Source organism: Desertivirga brevis, assembly GCF_017355835.1.
Map to the genome: position 1 here is coordinate 240,023 of NZ_JAFEWF010000002.1, position 24,357 is coordinate 264,379.

The following is a 24,357-nucleotide window of genomic DNA, read 5'->3' on the forward strand; positions in this document are numbered from 1 at the left end:
TAATCTTTGCATTATTTTCAAAAACTTGGCGGCAAAATTAAAATTTCTATATTTGCAGCCATGGAACTGCTTACTGAGGGACTGCAGACCTACCTTGAGCAACACTGCGAACAAGAGTCGGAATTGCTTAGGTATATAAACCGTGAGACGCATTTGAAGGTGCCAATGCCCCGAATGCTTTCAGGGCATTACCAGGGTCGTGTCCTTTCTTTTCTAAGCAAACTAGCTTCTCCTAACAGAATTCTAGAAATCGGAACTTTTACTGGCTATGCTACTTTGTGTCTTGCTGAAGGGCTGACAGAAAGAGGGAGAATTTTCACCATTGATGTTAATGCAGAGTTGGAAGACAGGGTTAGGAGCTTCTTCCATAAATCAGAATTTCATGACAAAATAGAATATATTATCGGGAATGCCGTTGAAGTGATTCCCCGATTGGATGAGTTATTTGATATCGTTTTTATCGATGCTGATAAAAAAAATAATCAGACTTATTATGACCTTGTATTTGAGAAGGTAAGAAGCGGTGGGCTTATAATTGTCGATAATGTGCTGTGGAGTGGAAAGATTACCCAAGGTGCAAATGACAAGGATACCGAAAACATACGCCGTTTTAATGACACCGTAACTAATGATTCTCGTACAGAAAAGTTGATACTACCTGTACGCGATGGAGTATTCATAATTCGTAAACTGTAAACTATGCCAAAAAATTTATTGTTATTAGGCCTGTTAGTTACTTTTTTAGCAGGTACAGCATTAGGACAGACAGCTGCAGATAAGTATGTAGATTCTTATAAAGAGGCAGCAATACAAACAATGAATCAACATGGAGTGCCTGCTAGCATCATTCTTGGGATTGCTATTCATGAATCTGCAAGTGGAACAAGTAAAATTGCGAAATACCTGAACAATCACTTCGGCTTGAAAGGTAAAGGTGGCCCTAAGCCTATTGCATCTTCCTATAAGGGTTATGAGAGCGTGGAGCAATGCTATGGCGATTTTGTATCCTTTCTAAAAAAGCGCTTTAATACCTTATTTATCCACTGTCCTGGTGGCGACTATAAAAGGTGGGCATTAGGAATTCAAAAAGGTGGATACGCAGCCAGTCGTACTTGGGCCTACCAAGTGATGGGCATTATTAAGAAGTACAAGTTGTATGAGTATGATAATCCTATTCCAGAAAGTCTTAGACCTGTACAAAGCGTCGAAGCTGGTTCAGAGATGCAATCAGAAGAAACCTCTGGTCAGAAGTTTACGTATGAGGTAAGGCATGGGGATACGTTGGGCGCGATAGCAAAGAAATTCAACACTACCGTAAAAGCAATCCTTGAAAAAAATAGTTTAAAAACATCTAGCCTGAGTATTGGTCAGGTTTTACAGTTGTAATACTTAATGAAAAGATTAATTCTGTTATTATGTGCAGGACTATCGGTTTCTTGCACTACTACCCGAATTGTAGCAAAGACGCCACCTGCGAGTAAGAAAGAACCACAGAAAACAGTGGTTTTTAAAGAAAATAAGTTAGAAAAGAGAACATCAGCTGACGATTATATCCTTCGTTTCCGTGATATTGCTATCGATGAGATGACCAGAAACGGGATTCCTGCCAGTATAACCCTAGCTCAAGGTTTATTAGAATCAGGTAATGGAAATGGCATTTTGGCTTTGCAAGCAAACAATCATTTTGGTATCAAATGTAATACTGATTGGACAGGGCCGACTATGTTGAAAGACGATGATGCTCCTGATGAGTGTTTTCGTGTCTATAATTCGCCAGAGGAATCGTATAGAGACCATTCTGAGTTTTTAAAGAGAAAGCGTTATGCACCCCTTTTTGAATTGGATAGGAATGATTATAAAGGCTGGGCATATGGGCTTAAGAAAGCCGGTTATGCAACTAACCCTCGCTATGCTGAGTTACTTATCGGGATCATTGAACGTTACGGGCTAGATCAGTACGATAAAGAAGAACGGAGCTTAATTGCGCAAGTAAAACGGGAGGAGAAGGTTTTGAAGGAGATTTCTTCGGAGGCCTCATTGCCGCCGCAAGTGGAAAAGGCACCAGTGGCAATGAAGGTTTATGAAGTAAAAGTTGGAGATACCATTTATTCGATCAGTAGAAAGTTTAGCCTTTCAGTTGATGATATAAAAATATTAAACTCTATTCAAGGTTCTGAGATCAAACCAGGTCAATTGCTTCTTGTTTCTAAGTAGGTTAATGAATGTTAAATTGCATTTTATTAAATGCATAAGCATTAATTTTACGATAACTTGAAAAAAGCAACACTATTTTTTTTCCTGATTTTTCTGGCTGTTGAAATGTTCGCTCAAACCGGACAGGTGCAGGGGGTGGTTTTTGATAAGGATAGCAAACAGCGCCTATCAAGAGTATATATATATAATCTTAGAACGCATAAAGGATTCTATAATAACGGCAAAGGCGAATTTTACACTAATGCCGTTGCTAATGGCGATACCTTAATTGCTGCATTACAGGGCTACACTGTCGATACTGTAAGGGTGCAATCAAATACTGCTATTTTTCACTTAAGGCGTCTTAGTATCCTATTAAGAGATGTCGTTATCAGGGATACTATAAAAGGTCCTCGAGAGCGGTATAAAGATAATCAGGAAGCTTACAAAGACATTTATCGTAAGGGTAATCCGGGAGACTTTTTAAGGATCGGTGGGGCAAATGGAGCAGGTGTGGGCTTAAGTGTAGACGCCTTGTGGAGCTTGTTGAGCCGTGAGGGGAAGAATGCCCGTTATTTACAGAAGATCCTTGAGCGTGATTATCATGAAATGATCATAGACTATCGATTTACTAAAAGGCTGGTCTCTTCAATTACAGGTTTGCAAGAAAAGGATTTGCAGGACTTCATGCAACAGTACCGTCCCTCTTACTACTTCGTTCTTGATGCTAACGATTATAGTCTTATAGCTTATATCAAAGAATCCTATGCTCGGTATAAACAAAATCCAAGAGCGAATCGACTTCCTCCGCTAAAATTCAGTGGTACTGAATGAAGTTTCCGGTAGTACATATTCCGTTCTTGCCTGCAGCCGGAATGGCAGTCTTTCCGTTTATCCTGGTTAAAATCAAGCATTATAAAAAGGATGAATTGTTGTTAAGGCATGAAAAGATACATTTGATTCAGCAATTAGAGCTATTGGTTCTGCCATTCTATCTTATATACTTCTTCCATTACTTTATTAATCTTATAAAATACCGCGAACACAATAAAGCCTACATGAATATAGTTTTTGAAAAGGAAGCATATCAGAGGGAGGGGGAAGCCGATTATTTGAAGAAGAGAAAGCTCTGGTCCTGGATAAATTACTTTAATTAACTGCCGGTTTTAACTGGCATAAATTTCTTTTCTTTGTACCGATGCTGCGATTGCTGAACTGTTTAATGCTAATGATGATTGTTTCTGTGTGTTATGCGCAGAAGAAAGCCGATTCCATTGATATTTCAAGTCTAAAACTTTATCCTAAAAAAAATCCACTGCCGGCGCGCAGGCCAGTTTTGCAATTACAAGCAGTACAAATCCCTGAAGCAGATCTTAAATTGAAAGTAAACTATTGGAGAAACTGGGTCACCTTTGGGATAAATGTCAACCAGGCCGCGTTTAGTGATAATTGGAGTGGGGGAGGAGTAAATTCTATTGCCGTAGGCACACAATTTAATTATAAGACTGACTATACACGCGACTATAAGAATTATGTGTCTGAGCTGATCTTGCAATACGGGAAATTGAAAAACCGGGATCAGATGCAGCGGAAAACAAATGACAGGATCTTTTGGGATAATAAAGTTGGTCTGAAGCTTTCTACTAATTGGAACTTTTTTGGCTCACTTAACTTTGAATCTCAATTCGACCAGGGCTACAACTATAGTAAAGGTAAAACAGGGGAGGAAATCAGAACCTTGATCTCTAAATTCATGTCTCCCGGTTACCTAACCGAGTCGTTAGGTTTCGAGTATAAACCTGGAAAATCCTTCTCCTTACGTATAGGTACTGGAACAGCGCGGCAAACGTTTGTTTTAGATACTACGCTCTATCGTAATAATTCTAAGAATTTTGGGGTTCCTATTGGCAGACGAATGAGGAATGAGTTGGCCTTTCAACTCGTAACTAATTATGAGAAGGAGGTCTTTGAAAATATAAATTTAAAAGCAAGATATAGCATGTTCGCTAATTATCATAGGCTCAGTAATATGGATAGCAGGTTGGATGCCACCGTTGCTGCAAGGGTAAATCGTCTTGTTAACGTAACAGTAACTGGAATTGCTATCTATGATGACGACCAAAGTGACAAAATACAATCGAGCCAAACTCTGGCCCTTGGTCTTATTTATAAATTTCCGCGCTAATAAAACCCGCAGGATAACTTTACGTTCTGTATCTATTTAGTTGTAAAACAGCGTCTGCAGACGAAATAGATTTGTATTTGCTAATTATGCAAAAGCAAAAATTGCGTAAGTTTGCACCTCTTTAAAGCATAAGTAATATGTTTGAAAATTTACAGGATAAACTCGACAGAGCATTTAAGGTTCTGAAGGGACAAGGTTCTATTACAGAAATCAACGTGGCTGAAACCATGAAAGAGATTAGAAAAGCTCTTTTGGACGCCGACGTAAACTATAAAACAGCAAAAGCCTTTACAGATGAAGTAAAGCAAAAAGCACTTGGAGAAAATGTTCTCACTTCGATTTCTCCTGGTCAGTTGCTAACTAAAATAATGAATGATGAGCTTACCGCTTTGATGGGAGGCTCCGTTTCTGAAATCAGTTTTCCTTCCAATCCCACAGTTATTTTAATCGCCGGATTGAACGGTGCTGGTAAAACTACCTTCTCAGGAAAGTTAGCAAACTTCTTAAAAACTAAAAAAGGTAAGAAGGTCCTTCTGGTAGCAGGAGACGTTTATCGTCCTGCGGCGATCGATCAATTGCAGGTTTTGGGGCAACAGATCGATGTACCAGTATATGCGAACCTTGGATCAAAGGATCCGATTGCGATTGCAGAAGAAGGTATTGCTGAAGCAAAGCGTATCGGTGCAACCGTAGTAATTCTGGATACTGCTGGGCGTTTAGCTATTGACGAGGAAATGATGAATGAGATAGCTGCGGTAAAATCTCGCACTAATCCTCATGAAATCCTTTTTGTTGTGGATGCAATGACCGGACAGGATGCTGTAAATACAGCGAAGGCATTTAATGATCGTCTTGACTTCTCAGGTGTTGTACTAACTAAATTAGACGGTGATACTCGTGGTGGTGCCGCTCTTTCGATTAAGTCTGTTGTAAACAAGCCTATTAAATTCATTGGTACTGGTGAGAAGATGGAAGCCCTGGATGTTTTTTATCCGGATCGCATGGCTTCCAGGATCCTGGGTATGGGTGATGTTGTTTCACTTGTAGAGCGTGCTCAGCAGCAGTTTGATGAGAAACAGGCTGCTGAACTTCAGAAGAAGATTCGCAAGAACAAATTCGACTTCAACGATTTCCTTGGTCAAATCCAGCAAATCAAAAAGATGGGTAATATGAAGGATCTGATGGGCATGATCCCGGGAGTTGGAAAGGCGATTAAAGACGTTGATATAGATGATAATGCTTTCAAACCTATCGAGGCAATCATTCAATCAATGACACCTTTTGAACGTGAAAATCCAGATTCTATCAATCCGAGTCGCCGTAATCGTATTGCTAAAGGAGCAGGTAGAGATCTTCAGGAAGTAAACAAGCTAATTAAACAGTTTGAGGATATGCGAAAGGTAATGAAGCAATTCAGTAACCCTGCACAGATGGCTAAAATGATGAAGGGTATGCCGAAAATGCCGATGGGTAAGAGGTAAGTAATTAAAGAAGAAATATAAAAAAACCGGCTAAGATGTTCTCAGCCGGTTTTTTTATTGATAAAAATATTTACCAATTCTATTTCAAAAGCCTTTTTGTTCCTTTGATTTTATAAACGTCGGGTACTTTCCCTGCCCATATAAGAGGGTAATTTGCAACATGTACTTTTTGATATTTAATAAAGTTATCAAAGGGTTCTCCTGTTACTTAGCTAGCTAAGGGTTTAAAGTAAGTTTGCCAGATTTTCCAACCGCATTCCTCTCGATCCTTTAATTAGTACTGTGGCATTTATCAATGGATTTAACTTCAGATATTCCATGGCGTCGGTTGTCGATTCGAAAAAGTTACCGGGAAAATTATTTTTACCTTTATAGAACTCCTTACCGATGAAAATGCGGTCAGTGGCATTTGTTGAACTTGCTTTACTTAGTATAGCGATGTGTTCCTGTGCAGATTCATCACCGAGCTCAAACATATCACCCAAAATAATCACTTTGTTATCCGACTGTAAGCTTTCAAAGTTCTCTAAAGCAACCGCCATGCTACTTGGATTTGCGTTATAGTAGTCGCAGATCAAAGTGTTCCTGTCTGTTTTTGTAACCTGAGAGCGGTTATTACCAGGAACATAAGACATAATTCCCTCATTAATAGCTGAGGGACTAAGATTGAAATGTAATCCTAACGTGGCTGCAGCAAGAATATTTTCGAGATTGTAAGCTCCTGTCAAATTGGTTTTTACAGAATAAGCTGAGTCTTTATTCTTCCAGGTAACCTTTAGATATGGATCGTTTTCTGTTATCTCTCCGCTAACTTCGCTACCTTCAGCATTACCATAAAATATAATGTTCTGGAGGTTTTTGTTTTCCGACATTTCCAGCAAGTGAGGATTTGTCTTGTTTGTAAATATGGTTCCACCGCTAGACTTTAAAAAATCATATAGTTCGCCTTTCCCCTTTTTTACTCCCTCAAATCCTCCAAAACCTTCCAAATGAGCCTTTCCTACATTAGTAATAAGCCCATGAGTTGGTTGAGCTATTGAGGAAAGAAAACCAATTTCTTTCTGATGATTAGCACCCATCTCAATAATTGCCAATTCAATATCCTTACCAATTGCTAAAAGTGTAAGTGGGACACCAATGTGATTATTAAGGTTTCCCTGCGTAGCGTAGGTCTTATACTTTTGCGAAAGCACTGAATTTAAGAGTTCTTTTGTGGTAGTTTTTCCATTAGTTCCAGTTATCCCAATGAACGGAATTGTTAACTGTTTTCTATGGTACCTTGCAAGCTCTTGCAGCGCGACGAGAACGTCTTCCACCACCAAGTATCTATCGTCTTTTTTAACTTTAGGATCGTCTATAACGGCATACTCAGCTCCTTCATTTATTGCCATTTCTGCAAATGCATTACCATCGAAATTATCGCCTTTTAAGGCAAAGAATAAACATCCTTTTACAATTTTTCTTGTATCGGTGCATACGGTTGGATACTGAAGGTAAATGTTGTAAAGTTCTTCTGTTGTCATGGCTTTCCAATTGTTGCAATAATACATCTAAATCTATTTTAAATAAAGAATGTTCTTCCTAAATGCTATCAATAAGTGATAGATTAGTAATATGAATAAATATTCCTTATTCCTCTTTTTTATTCTAATCTCGACCTCCCTGTCCGCGCAAATAAAATCTCCTTCTGAATTTCTAGGATATTCCCTCGGAGATAAGTTTACGCCTTATTATCGGGTGCTTGACTATTATAATTATATCGCCTCGATCTCCTCTAACATGAGGCTCCAAAAATATGGGAAAAGCTACGAGGGACGTGACTTAGTGTTAGCTATCGTAGGAAGTGAGGAAAATCTGACTAAGCTTGAAAGTTTAAGAGAAAATAACCTTCGTTTAAGTGGCCTTCTTCCTGGTGAAGCAATTCCCAGGCAACCAGTTATAGTATGGCTTAGTTATAATGTTCATGGGAACGAGGCTGTGTCAACGGAAGCGTCTATGAGCACCCTGTACTACCTTGTTAATACGTCAAATGCAAATGCGAGGAGTTGGTTAAAGAATACCATTGTCATTATTGATCCTTGTATAAACCCTGACGGTAGGGAAAGGTATGTAAACTTTTTTAATTCGGTTAGAAACCTGGTACCCGATCCGCTGCCTTTTACAAGGGAGCATATTGAGCCCTGGCCGGGAGGAAGAACAAATCATTACTATTTTGATCTTAATCGTGATTGGGCCTGGCAGTCGCAATTAGAGACTAAACAAAGAATTGGAGTATATAATAAGTGGTTGCCTCAAATCCATGTAGATTTTCATGAGCAAAGCTATAACGAACCCTATTACTTCGCGCCCGCGGCCGAGCCTTTTCATCAGGACATCACTCCCTGGCAGCGGGAGTTTCAAACGCTGATAGGAAGAAACAATGCAAAATATTTCGATGACAAAGGTTGGTTGTACTTTACAAAAGAGCGATTCGACCTCCTTTATCCTTCTTATGGAGATACTTATCCAACCTATAGTGGCTCTATTGGTATGACCTACGAACAGGGAGGCTCTGGAAGAGCGGGAGTTGCGGTATTGAACAGACAAGGGGATACGCTTACGCTTGCTGAAAGAATAGAGCATCATTTCACAACTGGCTTATCTACAATTGAAGTAGCTTCGGCTAATGCCATCAAGGTAGTTTCAGAATTCCAAAGTTATTTCCGTAATAGTAAGTATAGGCCATCCGGAATGTATAAAACATATGTAGTTAAAGGAGGGAACACTGAAAAACTAAAAAGTTTGGGCCGCTTACTTGAGAGAAATGGAATTGAGTTCGGATATGGAGCTAAGGCTAATGCCCGCGGATTTAACTATTTAACCGGGAAAAACGAAAGGTTGGAAGTTACTCCTGGTGACCTGGTGATCAGTGCCTATCAGCCTAAATCTGTATTGCTGAAGGTATTATTTGAACCTCGAACTTTTGTTTCAGACTCTGTAACCTATGACATAACGGCCTGGGCGGTCCCTTATGCTTATGGAATGCAGACTTATGCATTAACAGACATTATAAAGCCTGTAGTAAAGTCTCTTAGAGAAGACAACTTATTGAATCAAAAAGCGCCACCTCCAATTGCCTATGCGATAAATTGGAATTCTGTTAACGATGTAAGGTTTTTGGCAGATCTTCTCAGAAAGAACGTTAAAGTCCGTTATTCAGAAGTTCCCTTTACATCTAGCGGAGTTAATTTTAACTCGGGGTCGTTAGTTGTGATAAGGTCTGGGAACGATGGCCTTGGCGTTGCATTTGATAGCTTGATCCAAATCATAGCCAAGAAACACAACATAAACCTTCGTAGCATTCATTCCGGATTTGCAGATAAGGGTCCTGATTTGGGCTCTGGTCGGTTTAGATTAGTTAAAAAACCTAGAATTGCAGTTATTGGAGGAGAAGAGACTTCTCCCCAGGCTTTTGGCGAAATATGGCATTTTTTTGAGCAGGAAATAGGGTTTCCTGTTTCGGTGATCAACACAAATGATGTGTCTAACCTAAATCTTTTTGAATTTAATGTTTTGATCTTTCCGGACGGAAATTACACGAAGTCCTTTCCAGCCGATAAATTGTTGAGTTGGGTTACTGCTGGTGGTAAACTTATTGTAATGGAAGATGCAATTATGCAAGTTGCCGGTAAAAAGGGTTTTAATATCACACTTAAGGAAGATGAGAAGAAAGAGCTCTCTAATATAGAAATTATTCCCTACGCCGACAGGGAGCGTGTGTCGGTAAAGAGCAATATTCCCGGAGCTGTTTTCAAGCTTCGAATTGATAATACTCATCCTCTTGCTTTTGGTTATCCTGATTACTATTTCACGTTAAAACTCAGCGACAAATTGTATAACTATATGAATGGAGGCTGGAATGTCGGGTTGTTTAATAAGCAGAGTTACGTCACAGGATTTGTTGGGGCATCAACCCGAAAGAAATTAGTTGAAGGCCTGGTATTTGGGGTTCAGGAAGTGGGGGATGGATCAATCGTTTACCTTGCAGATGATGTTTTATTTCGGGGTTTTTGGGAGAATGGAAAGCTGATGTTTGGTAATGCGGCGTTTTTGGTTCCCTAATAATAAAAGTAAATATATAAGCCGGACACTTAGGTCCGGCTTATATTGCTATTTCTTTTCAGGAAGCAAAACAAACTTTATCAAGTTATTACCACTTAGATACTTGTTTGCTGTGACTTTCAGACTCTCTGGACTAATCTTTTTGAGATTATCAAGGTAGGTTAGTACCTGTTTTACGTCATCTTTGTTCTGGTACTGTCCGCTCAGGTAAGCCAGCCAAAAGCCGTTATCTTTTAATTGAACTTCTGTACTCCTTCTCTCTTCTGCAACAAATTTCTCGATATCATCTTTTTCAGGGCCTTTTTGCTTAACCTTATTTATCTCATCTATGGTTGCAGTTATCAGCTTGTCAACATTAGCAGGCGCACATCCAAATACAAATGTAAAAGCGAAGCGGTTGCGAGGGAACTTATTATAAGAAACAAAGGCTCCAGGACTATAAACTCCGCTCTCTTCTTCTCTTAAACGCTCGGTTAATTTTATTTGAAGTACTTCCGCAAGGGCGTCCAGTTGATTGTTAGTTTCTTCATTATAAACATAATCTCCATTCATAATTAGCCTTACGTTAGCCTTATCTTCCTGACCTTTCCAAACAGTTTTACTAATTTTTCCTGCAGGGGGATAGATACCCAGGTCTTTAGCTACTTCTTTCCGTTGAGTCGATGGCAGGCCGCCCAGATATTGTTCAAGCAGAGGCTTCATTTCCTCGACGTTAAAGTTTCCAACGAAAGTGAACGTGAAGTCGCTTGCATCCGCAAATCGTTCCCTGTAGATGTCAAAGGCCCTATCTAGGTTAATTTGAGCCAATTTTGCTGCACTTGGTCCTGTTCTCCGAGGATTGTATCTTCCCAAAACGGCAGAGATAGTGTCGGAAAAAACACTGCCAGGGTCATTATTTCGGTTTGCCAGTGCCCCTTTCTGCTGCGATACAAATGCCTGGAATATCTCTGCATCTTTTCTTGGCTGAGTGAAATACATGTACGTTAGCTGTAAGGCTGTTTCAAGATCTTTAGGGGCAGCAAATCCGTTTAATCCTTCAGTCCTTTCTGCGATATAAGGATTTACCGATACTCTTTTGCCTGTCAGCATTTTTGGCAATTGGATTGAATTGAACTCTCCAATCCCACTCCGCGAAATTATTGCTGAAGCATTAGCTGCCGACTGAAAATCTTTATCAGGATATAGCGAGGTTCCTCCGGGACTGAAAGCGGCGAACTGTATTTCATCATTCTTGAAATCCGTAGGTTTTAAAACAACTTTTACTCCATTACTTAACGTTAGTTCTGTAACTCCAAGTTCTGCTATTTTCTTTTCTGTACTTATTTTTCCTGGAGTAGGTTTGTTAGCTAAGAGGGGCTTGTTTGAAACCTGATCTATGTAAGCAACTATTTCTGATTTTTGAACCTCTTGCATCCATGAATTCACTTTAGCTTCATCAGGCAACGCTGCGGCCTCTTTTTCAGGAGCCATAATAATTACATCCCTGTTCGTTTCAGTCAAATATTTTTTTGCTAGCTCATTTACTTCATTCAGACCTATTCCTGGCACGCTGGCTTGTGCGATAGCATACTCATAAGCAATACCTGGGCTTGCTTCACCTTCGAGGAATAATCTTACATATTCCTGCACATAGCTCTGAGAATTGGTTTTATCCTTTTCTCTAAAGGCTGCTTCCATTGAGGTAAGGTAGGATTGTTTTGCCCTGTCTAGCTCCGTCTGAGTAAATCCGAATTTCTTAACCCTTTCTGTTTCTGTAAATACCGCTTTGAAACCTTTTTCAAGCTCGCCCTGCCCTGGTTTAGAAACAACCACAGATGATGCCACATCAAGGTTCGCTAAAAAACCACCAATACTGCTTCCCCCTTGTAAAAATGGAGGATTGGCTTGCTTCATCAGCTCGGCAAAACGTGCTCCGAGCATTTGGTTGTATAACGAACGAACAATACTATTTCTATAGTCCGTTTTTGTTTTCAAGTGCATCTCGGGATGTTTTACATAAACCTGAGCAACGGTATAGGGAAATTCTGGATCCGTAACAGCAATAAATTGGTTTTTATTATGAAGAGGGATATTGTACTCTTTCCTTGGTTTAGCATTAGGAGGCGTTGTGAGATCGGAGAATTTATCTTTGATCATCTGTTCTACTTTTGCCACATCGATATCTCCCACTACAATCAAAGCTTCCAGGTCAGGTCTGTACCAGGTTTTATAGAAATCCAGAATAGTTTCCCGCTTGAATGTCTTAAGTACTTCTTCGGTTCCTATAGGTAACCTGTCTGCATATCTGGAGTTGTTGAATAGAAGAGGCAGCCATTTATTCTGCATTCTTTCAGCTGCTCCTTTACCCAATCGCTTTTCCTCAAGTATCACACCTCGTTCCTTTTCAATTTCTGCGGGATCGAAGCTTGCATCTTGAGCCCAATCCCTCATTATTTGTATGCTATTCCTGAATAATACAGAATCGTCGGTTGGTACAGGGAGCTGGTATACTGTTTCATCAAAGCTGGTATAAGCATTTAGATCAGCACCGAATCTTATTCCAGATTTTTGCAGATAGTTCACCAAAGCATTCTTAGGATAGTTCTTTGTCCCGTTAAAGCTCATATGCTCTGTAAAGTGGGCCAAGCCTCGCTGATCATCATTCTCAAGTACAGAACCCGCCTTAATGGCCAAATAAAGTTGAGCACGATCTTTGGGTTCTGTGTTTCTGCGAATGTAATAGGTGAAGCCATTCGGAAGCTTTCCCATTATTACTGCAGAGTCAAGCGGAATTGTGTCATTGGAAATGGCTGCGGCTGTGTTGGTTGTATTTCCCGTTGGCCTTACTGATGTACAGCTCCCAATTAACAGCCAGGCGCTCACAGAAATGGGAATAAGGTTTCTTAAATATGGTGTTATCATAGTTATATTGATATCGAATTCGCGTGAATTTAAATTTTTATTAAGTTTTTCCTATAATATATCCAGCTTAAAAATAAAAGTCAAACTAGAGTAAAGGTTAATCAAGGTACTGTTTGGCACAGAAGCATGATGTTTATTTTATAAATATTATTAAAACTACAATTAGTTTGGTTAGAACAAGCTTATTTTACTAATCTACATGTTGTTAATTTGAATATGAACAGATTTTTGAAGCGCCTTTTCGAGTTATCACAGGCAGATGCGAGGTTGGTGGTCGGACTAATGTCAGGAACCTCCCTTGATGGACTAGATATAGCTCTTTGCAGATTTACTGGATGTGGCTTGGCTACTTGTGTTGAGGTACTTCATGCTGCTACATTTCCCTATTCAGAGGATTTTAAGCAAGACCTACGATCTGTATTTTCGAAGCGTGAGGTAGACCTTGAGAAGGTGACACTGTTAAATGCAAAAATAGGAGAGGTTCATGGAGACCAGATACTTCGTGCCTTAAAAGATTGGGGAGTTGATCCTTCTGCGGTTAATTTTATAGCTAGTCATGGTCAAACGATTTACCATGCACCGAAGCGATTCCATGGTTTAACCACTTATCCTAATGCTACTCTTCAAATAGGGGATGGGGATCACATTGCATTCAAAACGGGAATCATAACGATCAGCGATTTCAGACAAAAGCATCTTGCAGCAGGGGCAGAAGGTGCACCTTTGGCCTTGTACGGTGATTATATTCTCTTTTCATCGTCCTCGGAGAACCGGGTTTTGTTAAACATCGGTGGTATATCTAATTTTACTTATCTGCCGGCTTTGCAGAGTGGAGGGATAATTTGCAGCGATATCGGTCCCGGAAACACGATGATTGATCTTTTAACAAAAAAATATTTCAATATTCCTTTTGATGATGGAGGACAGATTGCAGCCAGGGGAAAAGTATGCAGAAAGCTATTAGCTGAACTAATTGCACATCCATTTTTTCACGAACCACTTCCCAAAACAACAGGCCCGGAATTATTTAATACCAACTACCTTGAAGCGGCCATAATAAATTCAGGAAGTACCGGCCTGGCGGCTGAGGATCTTATCACCACTGTAACTCAATTTACAGCGGAGGCCATAGCAAAAGGGATAAAAGAGGGTTGTAATGCACCGTCACTTGCAATTTATGCAAGCGGTGGGGGAAGTCATAATCAATATCTTATAAACAGTTTACGGCAGTTGCTGCCGCAATGTAAAATAGATAGGTTTGAATCTTTAGGAGTTAGTGCAGACGCAAAAGAAGCTGTTTTATTTGCAGTATTAGCCAATGAAACAGTATGTGGATCTAAAGTAGATACTGGAGCCGGCCCAGCAGTAACGATGGGTAAGATTAGCTTGCCGGATTAAAAAATAAACGAATTACACGAATTACTAATAAGTTATGACTTGTGTAATTCGCGTAATTCGTGTTCTTCAACGTATAAACTTTATTGAAAAAAATTAATTACAAAATAAGTTAAGGCGGCCAAAGTAGCTGAAACTGGTATAGTTAGAATCCACGCCCAGATCAGGTTGATCGTAACTCCCCATCTAACAGCAGAAACACGTTTAGTTAAACCCACACCAATAATTGAACCAGTAATGGTATGTGTAGTTGAAACAGGGATTCCAAAGTGCTCGGTAATACCAAGGGTTACAGCGCCCGCAGATTCGGCTCCAACTCCTTCGAGCGAAGTTACTTTCGTAATCCTGGATCCCATTGTCTTTACAATTCTCCAGCCGCCACTCATTGTACCCAAAGCGATAGCACCATAACATACTACAGGGATCCATTCGGGCATAGAAGCATCATTTGTAATAACGTTGGCAGCTACCATAGACACATAAATAATACCCATTACTTTCTGAGCATCATTTCCGCCATGGGTAAAACTTAAAGCTGCTGATGAAAGGAGTTGCAGTCTCTTGAACCATTTCTCAGCAGTTGCCGGCTTGGCATGCCGGCATACATTAATGATTACCAGTGTTATAATCACCGAGATTATCATACCAATGATAGGGGCGAGTACAATAAATGAAATGGTGGTTAGAATCTTACTTACGTTAATGGCCTGGAGTGCGGCATCACCCATAGTGAGTGCTTTTGCCATACCTGCTCCTCCGAACCCGCCAATAAGTGTATGAGATGAACTTGAAGGAATACCGTAGTACCAGGTTAACAGGTTCCATGCAATCGCCGCAAGTAAACCGGCAAAAATCACATGTAGCGTTATATATTGTTCTAAAACTGTTTTGGCAATTGTGTTCGCAACCTTATGGTCATCGAAATAAAAATAAGCAGCGAAATTAAATATAGCAGCCCATAATACTGCCTGGAAAGGCGAGAGGACTTTTGTTGAAACGATAGTTGCTATTGAATTTGCGGCATCGTGGAATCCGTTAATATAATCGAACGCCACGGCCATAATAATAACAACTACTAAAAGGGTAGTTACCATTATGTTCGTTTTAAGCGTTCTTTACAAGGATAGACTCCATAACATTAGCAGCGTCTTCACACTTATCGGTAGCAGTTTCTAATGCCGAAAGTATTTCTTTGTATTTTATCAGCGCTACTGCATCTTTCTCATATTCGAACAGTTCACCTACTGCGGTATCAAAAATGTAGTCTGCCTGATTTTCCATGCTATTAATTCGGACACAGGAATCTGTAATTACACGGATGTTTTTTAGGTTTTTGAGTTCCACTACAGCTTTATCTACGTCCTGGCAACCTTGCAAAACAAGTTCAGCAAGTTTTTTAATAGGGGGAGTCATTACTTTTACCTTATACAATTGAATACGGCTGGCTGAACCATGGATAAAGTCAGCTATGTCGTCAATAGCTGAAGCCAAGGCGTGAATATCCTCGCGATCAAATGGGGTAATGAAGTTTTTGCCTAGTTCTAAAAATATTTGGTGAGTGATTTCATCGCCCTTGTGTTCAAGATCTTCAATGATCTTCCCTATCTCCTGTCTGCGGTCTTCATCTGTAGCGTTAACAAAATCATTTAGAGCCTCGCCAATCTTTATAAGATTACCACTTGCTTGCTCAAATAGAGGGAAAAATTTACGATCCTTCGGAATGAAATACTGGAATATGCCGTTTAAACCCATAATGTTAATAAATCATTACAAAGGTATTACAGCAATGTTAAGTTAATGTTAAGGATGCCATTATACTGGAATAAAATTTTGTTTCGCTTTCTCTAGGGTAAATGCAAAAGTTGATCCCACTCCCTCTGTGCTTCTTACAGTTATCGTTTGCTGATGGGCTTCTAATATGTGTTTCACAATAGCAAGGCCTAGTCCTGAACCACCAATTTGCCGCGACCTGCTTTTGTCAGTCCTGAAAAATCGTTCAAATAACCTGGGTAGTGCTTTTTCTTCGATTCCTGCGCCGTTATCAGTAACCTCTACCAAGATTTGATCATGAAGTTCGAATAGTTTCAGGGATGTTGTGCCTCCCTCTTTTCCGTATTTTATCGAATTATCAATTAAGTTCACCAACACTTGGCAAATTTTGTCCCGGTCGGCATTCACCCAGGTCGGCGAGTCATATTTGTCTTTGAAAATAAGACTGATTTTATGTTTATTAGCCTTCCCCTCCATCTGCTCGGTAACTTCATTTATTAAAACAGAAATGTCAAATTTTTCGAAGTTGATCGGCACTTCGCCGCTTTCCAATTTTGATATGATATCGATGTCTTTGATCAGGTAGCTTAAACGGTCAACATTCTTTGCCGCCTTTCTTAGAAAATGCTCAACCTGGTCATGATCCTCAAGTCCCTCCTCGTCTAACAATGCATCTATGTAACCCTGGATGGCAAATAGCGGTGTTTTAAGTTCGTGAGAGATATTTCCAAGGAATTCACGTCTGTATTGCTCCTGCTGCTTTAATGCTTCAATTTCAATCTTTTTTACCCTAGCCCATTCTTTTACTTCCTGTTCCACATCGTTAATAGGATCGTTACTTACATATTCTCCTATAGCATCCTTCAGGTCCTTTCCCAGTTTAAGGTTGTGTATCAGCTTGTAAATCAACTTGATCTTGCTATATACGTAGCGTTCTATCAAATAATAAAATACGACAAAGCAAGTGATAAGGGTGATGATAAAAGTGATGACAAGATCAGTTAGGCTATGTTGAAAGTAGTAATTAACTAAACCAAGCGAAAGGGCAACAACAAAAGCATTAATAAATACAAGTACCCTAAGTTTCATTTCTCAAATATTTCTTTTTTTAACCAAGACAACTTCATCTCTTTTGCAGTTTAGGATATATTGACCTAAGCGATAAGCTTATATTCATCCTGATACAAGTATACTAAAAAGGAGCTCCATGTGTCCGCCTGATAATGAAATTTGATAAAGGCTTAATAGTGCGTAAGCTCCTAATAGCTAACTCAGAGGTTACCTTACCTCCAAACAGTTTCTGCGTTAAACGACCAATTGCCAGGCGATTTGCAAAATGATGCTGCCATTTCCTGCGATAAATCTGTTCTATGACAGCTCTTTCCTGCAGATAGTTTTCATTTAGTGTGTCACACAAAATCTTAGCAGAATGTATCGCCATAGCCATCCCATTCCCACATAAAGGACTTATCATGCCGGCTGCATCCCCGCAAAAAAGTATATGATTTTCAACCAGGGTTTTCCGTTCAAAGCTGATCTCATTGATCACCTCCGGTTTCTCATACAGGAATTCGGAACTTTCGAACAGCGATTTAAGGATCGGGTTTTTAAAGAGCACAGCCTTTTCCATTTCCTTAAGGTTGCCATAGTTTTTAATATTATTATTATGGGATAGGTAACAAAGGCAATACTTTTCATCTTCTATTTTAACAGTCCCGCAGTAACCTTTCTCAAAATTGTCCAGTTGTACAAGGTTGGCTGGGAAGTCAGTCCTGATATGATATTTAACTCCAATGAATGGGCTCCGGCGTGAAAAAAACGACCTGGACCTGTCTAGATTGGAACGCTTTCCATGAGAGCAGATGACGAAGTTTGAAGTAATTACCCGGCTATCCTCCAGCAGTACATCAAAACCGTTTCCATGAAACGTAATATCCGTTGCTTTTAGCCCAAGAACAACTTCAACTCCTAAACCTTGAGCCGTGCGGTAGAGATAATCATCGAGTACGAAGCGGCTTAGTCCTACTCCTCCCAAATCCAGATTAGTTTTAAAAATTTGACCAGATACAGAGCTTATTGCCAGCTGAGTGATATTCGAGGGGTTCAACTGATACAGGTCGATATCAATCCTTTTCAAAAAGGAGACAACCTCATTAGAAATATACTCCCCGCACACTCTATGAAAGGGATATTGTTTTTTTTCAATAAGAATTACCGGAAATCCGTTTCGGCTTAGAACAATAGAACAAATGAGCCCAGCTAAACCTCCGCCAATAATAGTAACAGTTGGCTTATCACGCGTTAGTATTGCCATTTTTATAAATTATCAGTTGCCAGCGAAACGCCCACATCCATTTTAACTCGTAATTCCTAATGCCTGCTATTGACAGCAGCTCTTCAATTTCTTCTCTTCGAAATCCTTTCAATACAGAAAGCTTGGAATCGTTCTTTACCATGGGAGATTTTGAGAATGCATGAGTTAAAATACCGATAGAATGATAAGCAAACCAGTGTCGGTGCAGATCATTTACGATAACGGCTTTCTTGCAACACTCTAACATTTTTCTGATCAGATTTATCCAAGCGGAATTGTCAAAGTGATGAGTGAACAGGCTTGAAAGAACAATGTCAAATTGATCTGGTTTAAGATCGTTAGACATTACGTCAGCATGTATGTACTCTATTTCCGAATATTGTGAAGAATGAAGCCGAGCGTATTCTACCGCAGTTGCAGTAGCATCAACACCTACAAATTTCAGGCTTGAAGCCTTTTTTCTTCCCCATTTTGCCAGAACCCTTAATGAATCGCCGCCTCCGCAACCCCAATCACTTATCGTCATCTTATCCCGAACACCAATCTTCTTTAAGGCGTCAAAAAAAACTGCATATCCCCCTAACAATTTGTTTATTACCTCCAGCTCGTCCATAATTGGGTGAATAGTGTCACTGCCAAGTTGGAAGTCGTCCATCATTTCCGGGAGATTACTTCGTTGGGTAAAATCAGGCATTTTAGATAGATTGAAGGATCATACTTTCAACAGTTAATCCTGGACCAAATGCAAAGGTCATTATGTTTTCTCCTTTAGCAGTCTCCTCTAAAAAGCGTTTCAGAATAAAGAGGATGGTGACAGAAGACATGTTTCCATTTTGCCTTAAAGTTTCGTAAGAAATATCCAAAGCTTCCTCCGGTAGGCCAAGCATTTCTTCACATACCTCCAAAATTCGCCTGCCACCGGGATGCACGGCAGTGTGGTTAATAGAAGTTCGTGATATTCCAGCCCTGGCCGAAAGGTCGTCTGCTACTGTATTTATTTTCTTCCCGATATTTTTCGCTATACCAGAAGAAAGGCGCATCTCATAACCGTAATCACCAATACGCCATGCCATCTCATCTTTCGCGTCTGTTACTAGCAGGTTGTAGAAGGTTTTTAAGGCGAGACCTTTTTTGTTAGTCTTGACATTTTCAACCATTACTGCTGCCGCTCCATCTGCAAACAATGAATTAGCTACCCAGTTCTCCATCGTGTTTTCTCGCTGAAAATGAAGTGTGCAAAGTTCCACATCTACAATCAGAACTTTAGCGTCCGGATTGGCCCTGCAAATATAGTCGGCAGTTTTTAAGGCATTGAACGCGCCATAGCAGCCCATAAAGTTTATACAAGTTCTTTCAATACTTTCTGCAAGTTTCAATTCCTGTACAATATCTATATCGAGGCCTGGTGCATACATGCCGGTACAACTGACAGTAATTAGGTGAGTGGCATCGATAAGGTCGAAATGAAGGTTATTACTCAGGTCATCAAGTGCCTTAATTGCTAAATCTTTCGCCGTTTTTTCATAGTAATTACTTCTTTCTTTAGTGCCAGGAAAAGGGTCTAAATTAGGTTCATTTCCAAAAAATGTATAAGTGCCACGTGAAACACCAAAGTCAGGAATAACAGAATGCCTGAAATGAATACCCGAAGCTTCGTAAAGTTTTCGCAGACGAGAGGAGTTTTGCTCGTCGAGATTATGAGCAGTCGTCATAAACTCAAGAATTTTCATCTGAGGAAAACGGTATTGAGGATTTGCTGTTCCTATAGCGGTTATCGTGCTGCCCATTTCAATTTCTGTAATTTCAAGAACGTTTTTAAACTCTTAAGGTTTTTCCCATGCCAATTCTGCCTTCGAAATCAGCATTGCTTCATATGCGCTTCCTGTTTTCGTTCTTTCTATTACCTGTATTTGTTTTTGCCTTGAGTCAAGCAGTTACAGTGCGGCCATTTTCGGCAATACTTGTTTTTATCGCATGGCACTTGTTTGTTTACCCAGCAAGTAATGGTTACAACAGTTATTTTGATAAGGATGAAGGCAGTATAGCGCTGTTGGAAAAGCCTCCTGCTGTAGACAAAAGCCTCTACTGGTTCTCTCTACTATTTGACCTTATCGGATTTGTATTAGGACTTTTAGTTAGTCTGGAATTTGCTTTTTGTACAGTACTCTATGGATTATTGTCAAAAATGTATAGTCATCCCTCAGTCAGGCTGAAGAAGAATCCGGTAACAAGTTTTCTTGTGGTCTTCATTTTTCAAGGGGCCTTCGTGTATTGGGCAAGCCTTGCTGCTCTTTCAGGAACTAGCATTGCTGAGATGTGGAGTAAAGAGGTACTTATAGGGGGACTTATATGTTCTTGTTTAATCGGGGCCTCCTATCCACTTACTCAGGTATACCAGCATGAAGAAGACACCCGGCGCGGCGATAGAACATTAAGTCTTTTGTTGGGGATTAGAGGATCCTTTATGTTCTCGGGGATGCTATTCCTTGTTGGGGTGATACTTGTTTTCTTTTACTGGGAGTTCCGAGGAAGTATTGCAAACTTTTGGCTCTTTTTACTTTTTACACTACCGGTAGGGTATGTTTTCTTTTCTTGGTTTGCAAAGGTTTTTAAAGATAAGACTAATGCGAATTTTAAGTATATGAGCAGAATGACACTCACCAGTGGAGCCTCAATGTTGCTTTATTTCCTTACAGTCTACTTCCGTTCTTTCCTAAATATCTAATACTCAGACCCTTACTTCACACCATCCCATTCCCCGTAAAATTGTTCCAGGTACAACTCCATGAATTCGTGGCGTTCCTGTGCCAGGCGCTTTCCTGTAGAGGTGTTCATCTTGTCCTTTAGCAGCAGTAGCTTTTCGTAAAAATGGTTAATAGTTGGAGTTGCGCTTTTTTTATACTCCTCTTTGGTCATATTCAACTTAGGTGGAATTTCAGGATTGTAGAATTCACGTTGCTTGTATCCTCCGTAACTAAAAGCCCTCGCAATTCCTATCGCTCCAATGGCATCAAGGCGGTCTGCGTCTTGAACAACTTCAAGTTCTTTTGAACTAAACTTAATTTCTCCAAAACTAGCTTTAAACGACATGTACCTTATGATGTCTTTGACATGTTCGATAGTCGCTTCCTCAACCCCAATGCTTTCCAGAAATTCCTGAGCTTTCGCCGGGCCAATTTCCTCATCTCCATCATGAAATTTAGAATCCGCAATATCATGCAGCAGAGCTGCTAACTCAACCACTAACAAGTCAGCGCCCTCTTCGATCCCGATAGTTTTTGCTGTTTGCCAAACTCGATAAATGTGCCACCAATCGTGTCCTCCTTCTGCTCCTCCAAGCGATTCCTTAACAAATGTCTCTGTTTGGTCTATAAAACTCATCTCCAATTTTGTTATGCCAGTATTGTTCCTAGTTCTTAATAATATTTATAACTTTCCTTTCCGTGCTTCCTACGTGCTCTGAAATTAAATCCCCTAATAATTCCATATGCGAACCCGCCGATGTGAGCCCAGTATCCTACTCCTGACGTATCTGAAGCCTGAGCACCCAACGAATCCCATCCTCCCATTAATTGCTGAACGATCCATATAAGGAGGAAAACAAATGCAGATACCCTGAAAAAAAAGAAGAAGAAAAAGACTTTAATCTTCGATGATGGGAACATTACCAGGTATGCTCCTAGCGTAGCTGCGATAGCACCCGAAGCACCAATGCACGGTATGTTACTACCACTTAAAACAATACAATGAACAAGGGCTGCTGCAACACCTCCTGCAACATAAAATAGCAGGAAACGAAGGTTCCCAATTGATATCTCGATATTGTCACCAAAGATCCAAAGAAATAGCATATTGCCAATAAGATGCATCCAACCACCATGTAAGAACATACTGGTGAAAAGAGTGTACAATTGCTGTCCGTGCATTACCCGGGAAGGTGTAGCGCCATAGGTGAAAAACAAATTCTGCAATTGCTCTTCGTTCAGCTGTATCTCCTGCCAGAAAAAATAGCAATTGATAATTATAAGCAGGTAGGTAAATACTGGTCGATGCTGTCCTTTAACATGGTCGTCTCCTATGGGAAAAAGCATAGCTCTGGTTTAAGATGAAAATCTAAGATAAAATTCACAAATAAGTATTATTGTTTAAAAACAAAGAGCTAAAGATTAGACAGTAAAGAAGTGACGAACTCTTGCGGAATTTGAACATGAGGAATATGTCCCACTCCTTCAAACTCAATCAATTTCGCTCCTGGTATTTTTTTAGCAGTCTCTTTTCCAAGAACCTTATATTGCCCGTGCTTTTCCTGTTCTTCTTTTGACAATAAGCCTTTCCCAACAATGGTTTTGTCTTCTTTACCGATAAAAAGGACAGTAGGAACTTTAATGTTTTTAAATTCGTGAACCACAGGCTGTTCATATATCATGGTAAAGGTCATCGCTGATACTTTAGCATATCTCGGAAAATCGGCGCTCCTAGATACACCTCCACCTATTTTAACAAGGTAGTCGTATTCGCTTTTCCAACTTGGAAAGTAAGAGGTTTCATAATATTTCTTCACGCTTTCAGCTGTCGACTTCAGTTCGGTCTTGTACTGTTCCTCGGTGCTTATATAGGGAACAAAGCTGCGGTAGTCCTCAAGGCCTATTGGGTTTTCAAGGAGAAGCTGAGTTGTTCTATCAGGGAATAGTAAAGCAAATCGTGTAGCAAGCATACCTCCCATAGAATGGCCAAGTATAGCTGTCTTTTGTATTCCTAGAGTGTCAAGAAGCTGCTTGTTAAATCTGGCTAGAGAATGAAAACTATAATGGATGAAAGCTTTTGATGATTTTCCAAAACCGATCTGGTCAGGCACGATCACTCTGTAACCTTTGCTTGTAAGAGCTTTTATCACATCTGTCCAGTAGTATCCGGCAAAGTTCTTACCGTGAAAAAGCATTACCGACTTTCCGTTAGGGTTACCAGGCTTGATGTCCATATAAGCCATCCTAAGATCTTGTCCCTCGGTGTTTATATTCATAAACCTAACCGGATATGGATATTTAACATTCTCAAGAGTGATTGAAAGTGTATCCTCTTGAGCTTGAGTGAAAAAGCCTGTAAGTGAAAATAGAAGAGCTAGTAGTGTTTTCATCGTTAACCAGAAGTATAAGAATCCTGAATTTGAAATAGTGCCTGTCGGGCTTTTATTCAGCTTGCCGTAAGTTCGTCACTCTGAAGGTCAAAGGATTTAAAGGGAAGCAGTTCTACCTCCATCAACCGGGATGTTAATGCCGTTAATATAATTTGCTGCAGGGCTCGCAAGGAAGGCAACTGCAGCAGCAACATCCTCGGGGGTCCCTATTTTTCCTGCTGGAATTTCTTTAATCATTTCCGCTTTTACCTGCTCTGAAGTTTTTCCTTCTTTTTCTGCCCGGCTGTTAATAAGGGATTCAAGGCGACCTGTCATAGCACTTCCGGGTAGAACATTGTTCACAGTAATACCCAATCCTCCCAACTCAAATGATAGTGTTTTAGCCCAGTTAGCTACCGCAGCCCTTATAGTGTTTGAAACGCCTAAGCCTTTCAGAGGCGTTTTTACAGATGTTGAGATAATGTTAATTATCCTTCCCCAGCCTGCTTGTCTCATATTAGGAATTAGCAACTGAGCCAGGATTTGATTGCAAATCACGTGTTGTGAAAAAGCTTTTGTGTACTCTTCTAATTCAGCCTCGATGGCTAAGCCTCCGGCTGGCCCACCAGTATTGTTTACGAGAATATCTATTGGGTTGCGTTCTATGTAATCAGCAACTTTAGCTTTCAAGTCTTCCGGTTGTGTAAAGTCTGCAACGATAAAATGGTGAGATTCCGTATCATCAGCTGGTAATTGTTTGATTACTTCTTTAAGTTTTTCTTCATTACGGGCCACCAGGGTAACACTTGCTCCTAATAGGGCTAGCTCCATTGCCGATGCTTTTCCTATTCCCTGAGTGCTTCCGCAAACTAAAGCTCTTTTTCCGGTTAGATCCAAATTCATA

The 24,357-nt window shown here is 40.0% G+C and carries 22 protein-coding genes; 10 read left to right on the top strand and 12 right to left on the bottom strand.

Features of this window, described 5'->3' with window-relative positions:
* The first annotated feature begins 60 nt into the window (after window positions 1-60).
* The 7 genes from J4N25_RS08895 (at window position 61) to ffh (ending at window position 5,859) form a co-directional block, all read left to right on the top strand.
* Window positions 61-696 carry an O-methyltransferase gene (locus J4N25_RS08895; protein ID WP_207421842.1) on the top strand — a complete coding sequence of 212 codons (636 nt, stop codon included), beginning with the start codon at window positions 61-63 and terminating at the stop codon, window positions 694-696.
* Between the two features lie 3 nt (window positions 697-699).
* The gene (locus J4N25_RS08900) at window positions 700-1,386 is read left to right on the top strand and encodes a glucosaminidase domain and LysM peptidoglycan-binding domain-containing protein (protein WP_207421843.1); all 687 of its coding nucleotides are present in this window, start codon (window positions 700-702) and stop codon (window positions 1,384-1,386) included.
* 6 nt (window positions 1,387-1,392) lie between these two features.
* Complete coding sequence (locus J4N25_RS08905) at window positions 1,393-2,214, top strand: glucosaminidase domain-containing protein (protein WP_207421844.1); 822 nt, start codon at window positions 1,393-1,395, stop codon at window positions 2,212-2,214.
* Window positions 2,215-2,271: 57 nt separating this feature from the next.
* Window positions 2,272-3,027: a peptidase associated/transthyretin-like domain-containing protein gene (locus J4N25_RS08910; protein WP_242695838.1), complete on the top strand. Its 756-nt coding sequence runs from the start codon at window positions 2,272-2,274 to the stop codon at window positions 3,025-3,027.
* Window positions 3,024-3,350, top strand: coding sequence for a hypothetical protein (locus tag J4N25_RS08915; RefSeq protein WP_207421845.1), 327 nt, complete (start codon window positions 3,024-3,026; stop codon window positions 3,348-3,350). The genes J4N25_RS08910 and J4N25_RS08915 overlap by 4 nt, the downstream gene beginning before the upstream one ends.
* A 71-nt stretch (window positions 3,351-3,421) precedes the next feature.
* Window positions 3,422-4,378 (top strand): DUF3078 domain-containing protein, encoded by a 957-nt coding sequence (locus J4N25_RS08920; RefSeq protein WP_242695839.1) that lies wholly within the window; start codon window positions 3,422-3,424, stop codon window positions 4,376-4,378.
* 137 nt (window positions 4,379-4,515) lie between these two features.
* A complete protein-coding gene (gene ffh / locus J4N25_RS08925; RefSeq protein WP_207421847.1) occupies window positions 4,516-5,859 on the top strand; it encodes a signal recognition particle protein in 1,344 nt (447 codons plus the stop codon).
* A gap of 224 nt (window positions 5,860-6,083) precedes the next feature.
* On the opposite strand, the gene J4N25_RS08930 is transcribed toward ffh, so the two are convergent.
* Complete coding sequence (locus tag J4N25_RS08930; protein ID WP_207421848.1) at window positions 6,084-7,382, bottom strand: UDP-N-acetylmuramoyl-tripeptide--D-alanyl-D-alanine ligase; 1,299 nt, start codon at window positions 7,380-7,382, stop codon at window positions 6,084-6,086.
* A gap of 91 nt (window positions 7,383-7,473) precedes the next feature.
* On the opposite strand from J4N25_RS08930, the gene J4N25_RS08935 reads away from it, so the two are divergent.
* On the top strand, window positions 7,474-9,960 hold the full coding sequence (locus J4N25_RS08935) for a M14 family zinc carboxypeptidase (protein ID WP_207421849.1): 2,487 nt from the start codon (window positions 7,474-7,476) through the stop codon (window positions 9,958-9,960).
* Window positions 9,961-10,008: 48 nt separating this feature from the next.
* Here J4N25_RS08935 and J4N25_RS08940 read toward each other — a convergent pair whose 3' ends face one another.
* Window positions 10,009-12,861: a M16 family metallopeptidase gene (locus J4N25_RS08940; RefSeq protein ID WP_207421850.1), complete on the bottom strand. Its 2,853-nt coding sequence runs from the start codon at window positions 12,859-12,861 to the stop codon at window positions 10,009-10,011.
* 216 nt (window positions 12,862-13,077) lie between these two features.
* Here J4N25_RS08940 and J4N25_RS08945 point away from each other — a divergent pair, with 216 nt between their 5' ends.
* Window positions 13,078-14,259: an anhydro-N-acetylmuramic acid kinase gene (locus J4N25_RS08945; protein WP_207421851.1), complete on the top strand. Its 1,182-nt coding sequence runs from the start codon at window positions 13,078-13,080 to the stop codon at window positions 14,257-14,259.
* An 80-nt stretch (window positions 14,260-14,339) separates the two neighbouring features.
* Here the strand turns inward: J4N25_RS08945 and J4N25_RS08950 are convergent, their stop codons facing one another.
* The 6 genes from J4N25_RS08950 to J4N25_RS08975 all read right to left on the bottom strand — a co-directional run bounded on the left by J4N25_RS08950 (window position 14,340) and on the right by J4N25_RS08975 (window position 20,127).
* Window positions 14,340-15,350 carry an inorganic phosphate transporter gene (locus J4N25_RS08950; protein ID WP_207421852.1) on the bottom strand — a complete coding sequence of 337 codons (1,011 nt, stop codon included), beginning with the start codon at window positions 15,348-15,350 and terminating at the stop codon, window positions 14,340-14,342.
* Between the two features lie 10 nt (window positions 15,351-15,360).
* A complete protein-coding gene (locus tag J4N25_RS08955; RefSeq protein WP_207421853.1) occupies window positions 15,361-16,008 on the bottom strand; it encodes a DUF47 domain-containing protein in 648 nt (215 codons plus the stop codon).
* A gap of 60 nt (window positions 16,009-16,068) precedes the next feature.
* Window positions 16,069-17,115 (bottom strand): sensor histidine kinase, encoded by a 1,047-nt coding sequence (locus tag J4N25_RS08960; RefSeq protein ID WP_207421854.1) that lies wholly within the window; start codon window positions 17,113-17,115, stop codon window positions 16,069-16,071.
* A gap of 103 nt (window positions 17,116-17,218) precedes the next feature.
* The gene (locus J4N25_RS08965; RefSeq protein WP_207421855.1) at window positions 17,219-18,340 is read right to left on the bottom strand and encodes an NAD(P)/FAD-dependent oxidoreductase; all 1,122 of its coding nucleotides are present in this window, start codon (window positions 18,338-18,340) and stop codon (window positions 17,219-17,221) included.
* The gene (locus J4N25_RS08970) at window positions 18,321-19,034 is read right to left on the bottom strand and encodes a methyltransferase domain-containing protein (protein ID WP_207421856.1); all 714 of its coding nucleotides are present in this window, start codon (window positions 19,032-19,034) and stop codon (window positions 18,321-18,323) included. Before J4N25_RS08970 ends, J4N25_RS08965 begins: the two co-directional genes overlap by 20 nt.
* A gap of 1 nt (window position 19,035) precedes the next feature.
* Window positions 19,036-20,127 carry a type III polyketide synthase gene (locus tag J4N25_RS08975; protein ID WP_207421857.1) on the bottom strand — a complete coding sequence of 364 codons (1,092 nt, stop codon included), beginning with the start codon at window positions 20,125-20,127 and terminating at the stop codon, window positions 19,036-19,038.
* Window positions 20,128-20,177: 50 nt separating this feature from the next.
* Here J4N25_RS08975 and J4N25_RS08980 point away from each other — a divergent pair, with 50 nt between their 5' ends.
* Window positions 20,178-21,065: a UbiA family prenyltransferase gene (locus J4N25_RS08980; RefSeq protein ID WP_207421858.1), complete on the top strand. Its 888-nt coding sequence runs from the start codon at window positions 20,178-20,180 to the stop codon at window positions 21,063-21,065.
* 11 nt (window positions 21,066-21,076) lie between these two features.
* Here the strand turns inward: J4N25_RS08980 and J4N25_RS08985 are convergent, their stop codons facing one another.
* The 4 genes from J4N25_RS08985 to J4N25_RS09000 form a co-directional block, all read right to left on the bottom strand.
* Window positions 21,077-21,721 carry an HD domain-containing protein gene (locus tag J4N25_RS08985; RefSeq protein WP_207421859.1) on the bottom strand — a complete coding sequence of 215 codons (645 nt, stop codon included), beginning with the start codon at window positions 21,719-21,721 and terminating at the stop codon, window positions 21,077-21,079.
* Between the two features lie 35 nt (window positions 21,722-21,756).
* A complete protein-coding gene (locus J4N25_RS08990; protein ID WP_207421860.1) occupies window positions 21,757-22,431 on the bottom strand; it encodes a rhomboid family intramembrane serine protease in 675 nt (224 codons plus the stop codon).
* 68 nt (window positions 22,432-22,499) lie between these two features.
* On the bottom strand, window positions 22,500-23,474 hold the full coding sequence (locus tag J4N25_RS08995; protein ID WP_207421861.1) for an alpha/beta fold hydrolase: 975 nt from the start codon (window positions 23,472-23,474) through the stop codon (window positions 22,500-22,502).
* A gap of 96 nt (window positions 23,475-23,570) precedes the next feature.
* On the bottom strand, window positions 23,571-24,356 hold the full coding sequence (locus J4N25_RS09000; RefSeq protein WP_207421862.1) for an SDR family oxidoreductase: 786 nt from the start codon (window positions 24,354-24,356) through the stop codon (window positions 23,571-23,573).
* Between the last annotated feature and the right edge of the window lies 1 nt (window position 24,357).

Coding starts and splice junctions, on each gene's coding strand:
- J4N25_RS09000 (WP_207421862.1), bottom strand. CDS start 24,356: ATGAATTTGGATCTAACCGGAAAAAGAGCTTTAGTTTGCGGAAGCACT.
- J4N25_RS08975 (WP_207421857.1), bottom strand. CDS start 20,127: ATGGGCAGCACGATAACCGCTATAGGAACAGCAAATCCTCAATACCGT.
- J4N25_RS08955 (WP_207421853.1), bottom strand. CDS start 16,008: ATGGGTTTAAACGGCATATTCCAGTATTTCATTCCGAAGGATCGTAAA.
- J4N25_RS08960 (WP_207421854.1), bottom strand. CDS start 17,115: ATGAAACTTAGGGTACTTGTATTTATTAATGCTTTTGTTGTTGCCCTT.
- J4N25_RS08995 (WP_207421861.1), bottom strand. CDS start 23,474: ATGAAAACACTACTAGCTCTTCTATTTTCACTTACAGGCTTTTTCACT.
- J4N25_RS08915 (WP_207421845.1), top strand. CDS start 3,024: ATGAAGTTTCCGGTAGTACATATTCCGTTCTTGCCTGCAGCCGGAATG.
- J4N25_RS08970 (WP_207421856.1), bottom strand. CDS start 19,034: ATGCCTGATTTTACCCAACGAAGTAATCTCCCGGAAATGATGGACGAC.
- J4N25_RS08935 (WP_207421849.1), top strand. CDS start 7,474: ATGAATAAATATTCCTTATTCCTCTTTTTTATTCTAATCTCGACCTCC.
- J4N25_RS08950 (WP_207421852.1), bottom strand. CDS start 15,350: ATGGTAACTACCCTTTTAGTAGTTGTTATTATTATGGCCGTGGCGTTC.
- J4N25_RS08945 (WP_207421851.1), top strand. CDS start 13,078: ATGAACAGATTTTTGAAGCGCCTTTTCGAGTTATCACAGGCAGATGCG.
- J4N25_RS08900 (WP_207421843.1), top strand. CDS start 700: ATGCCAAAAAATTTATTGTTATTAGGCCTGTTAGTTACTTTTTTAGCA.
- J4N25_RS08940 (WP_207421850.1), bottom strand. CDS start 12,861: ATGATAACACCATATTTAAGAAACCTTATTCCCATTTCTGTGAGCGCC.
- J4N25_RS08895 (WP_207421842.1), top strand. CDS start 61: ATGGAACTGCTTACTGAGGGACTGCAGACCTACCTTGAGCAACACTGC.
- J4N25_RS08930 (WP_207421848.1), bottom strand. CDS start 7,382: ATGACAACAGAAGAACTTTACAACATTTACCTTCAGTATCCAACCGTA.
- J4N25_RS08965 (WP_207421855.1), bottom strand. CDS start 18,340: ATGGCAATACTAACGCGTGATAAGCCAACTGTTACTATTATTGGCGGA.
- J4N25_RS08985 (WP_207421859.1), bottom strand. CDS start 21,721: ATGAGTTTTATAGACCAAACAGAGACATTTGTTAAGGAATCGCTTGGA.
- ffh (WP_207421847.1), top strand. CDS start 4,516: ATGTTTGAAAATTTACAGGATAAACTCGACAGAGCATTTAAGGTTCTG.
- J4N25_RS08990 (WP_207421860.1), bottom strand. CDS start 22,431: ATGCTTTTTCCCATAGGAGACGACCATGTTAAAGGACAGCATCGACCA.
- J4N25_RS08980 (WP_207421858.1), top strand. CDS start 20,178: ATGCCAATTCTGCCTTCGAAATCAGCATTGCTTCATATGCGCTTCCTG.
- J4N25_RS08905 (WP_207421844.1), top strand. CDS start 1,393: ATGAAAAGATTAATTCTGTTATTATGTGCAGGACTATCGGTTTCTTGC.
- J4N25_RS08920 (WP_242695839.1), top strand. CDS start 3,422: ATGATGATTGTTTCTGTGTGTTATGCGCAGAAGAAAGCCGATTCCATT.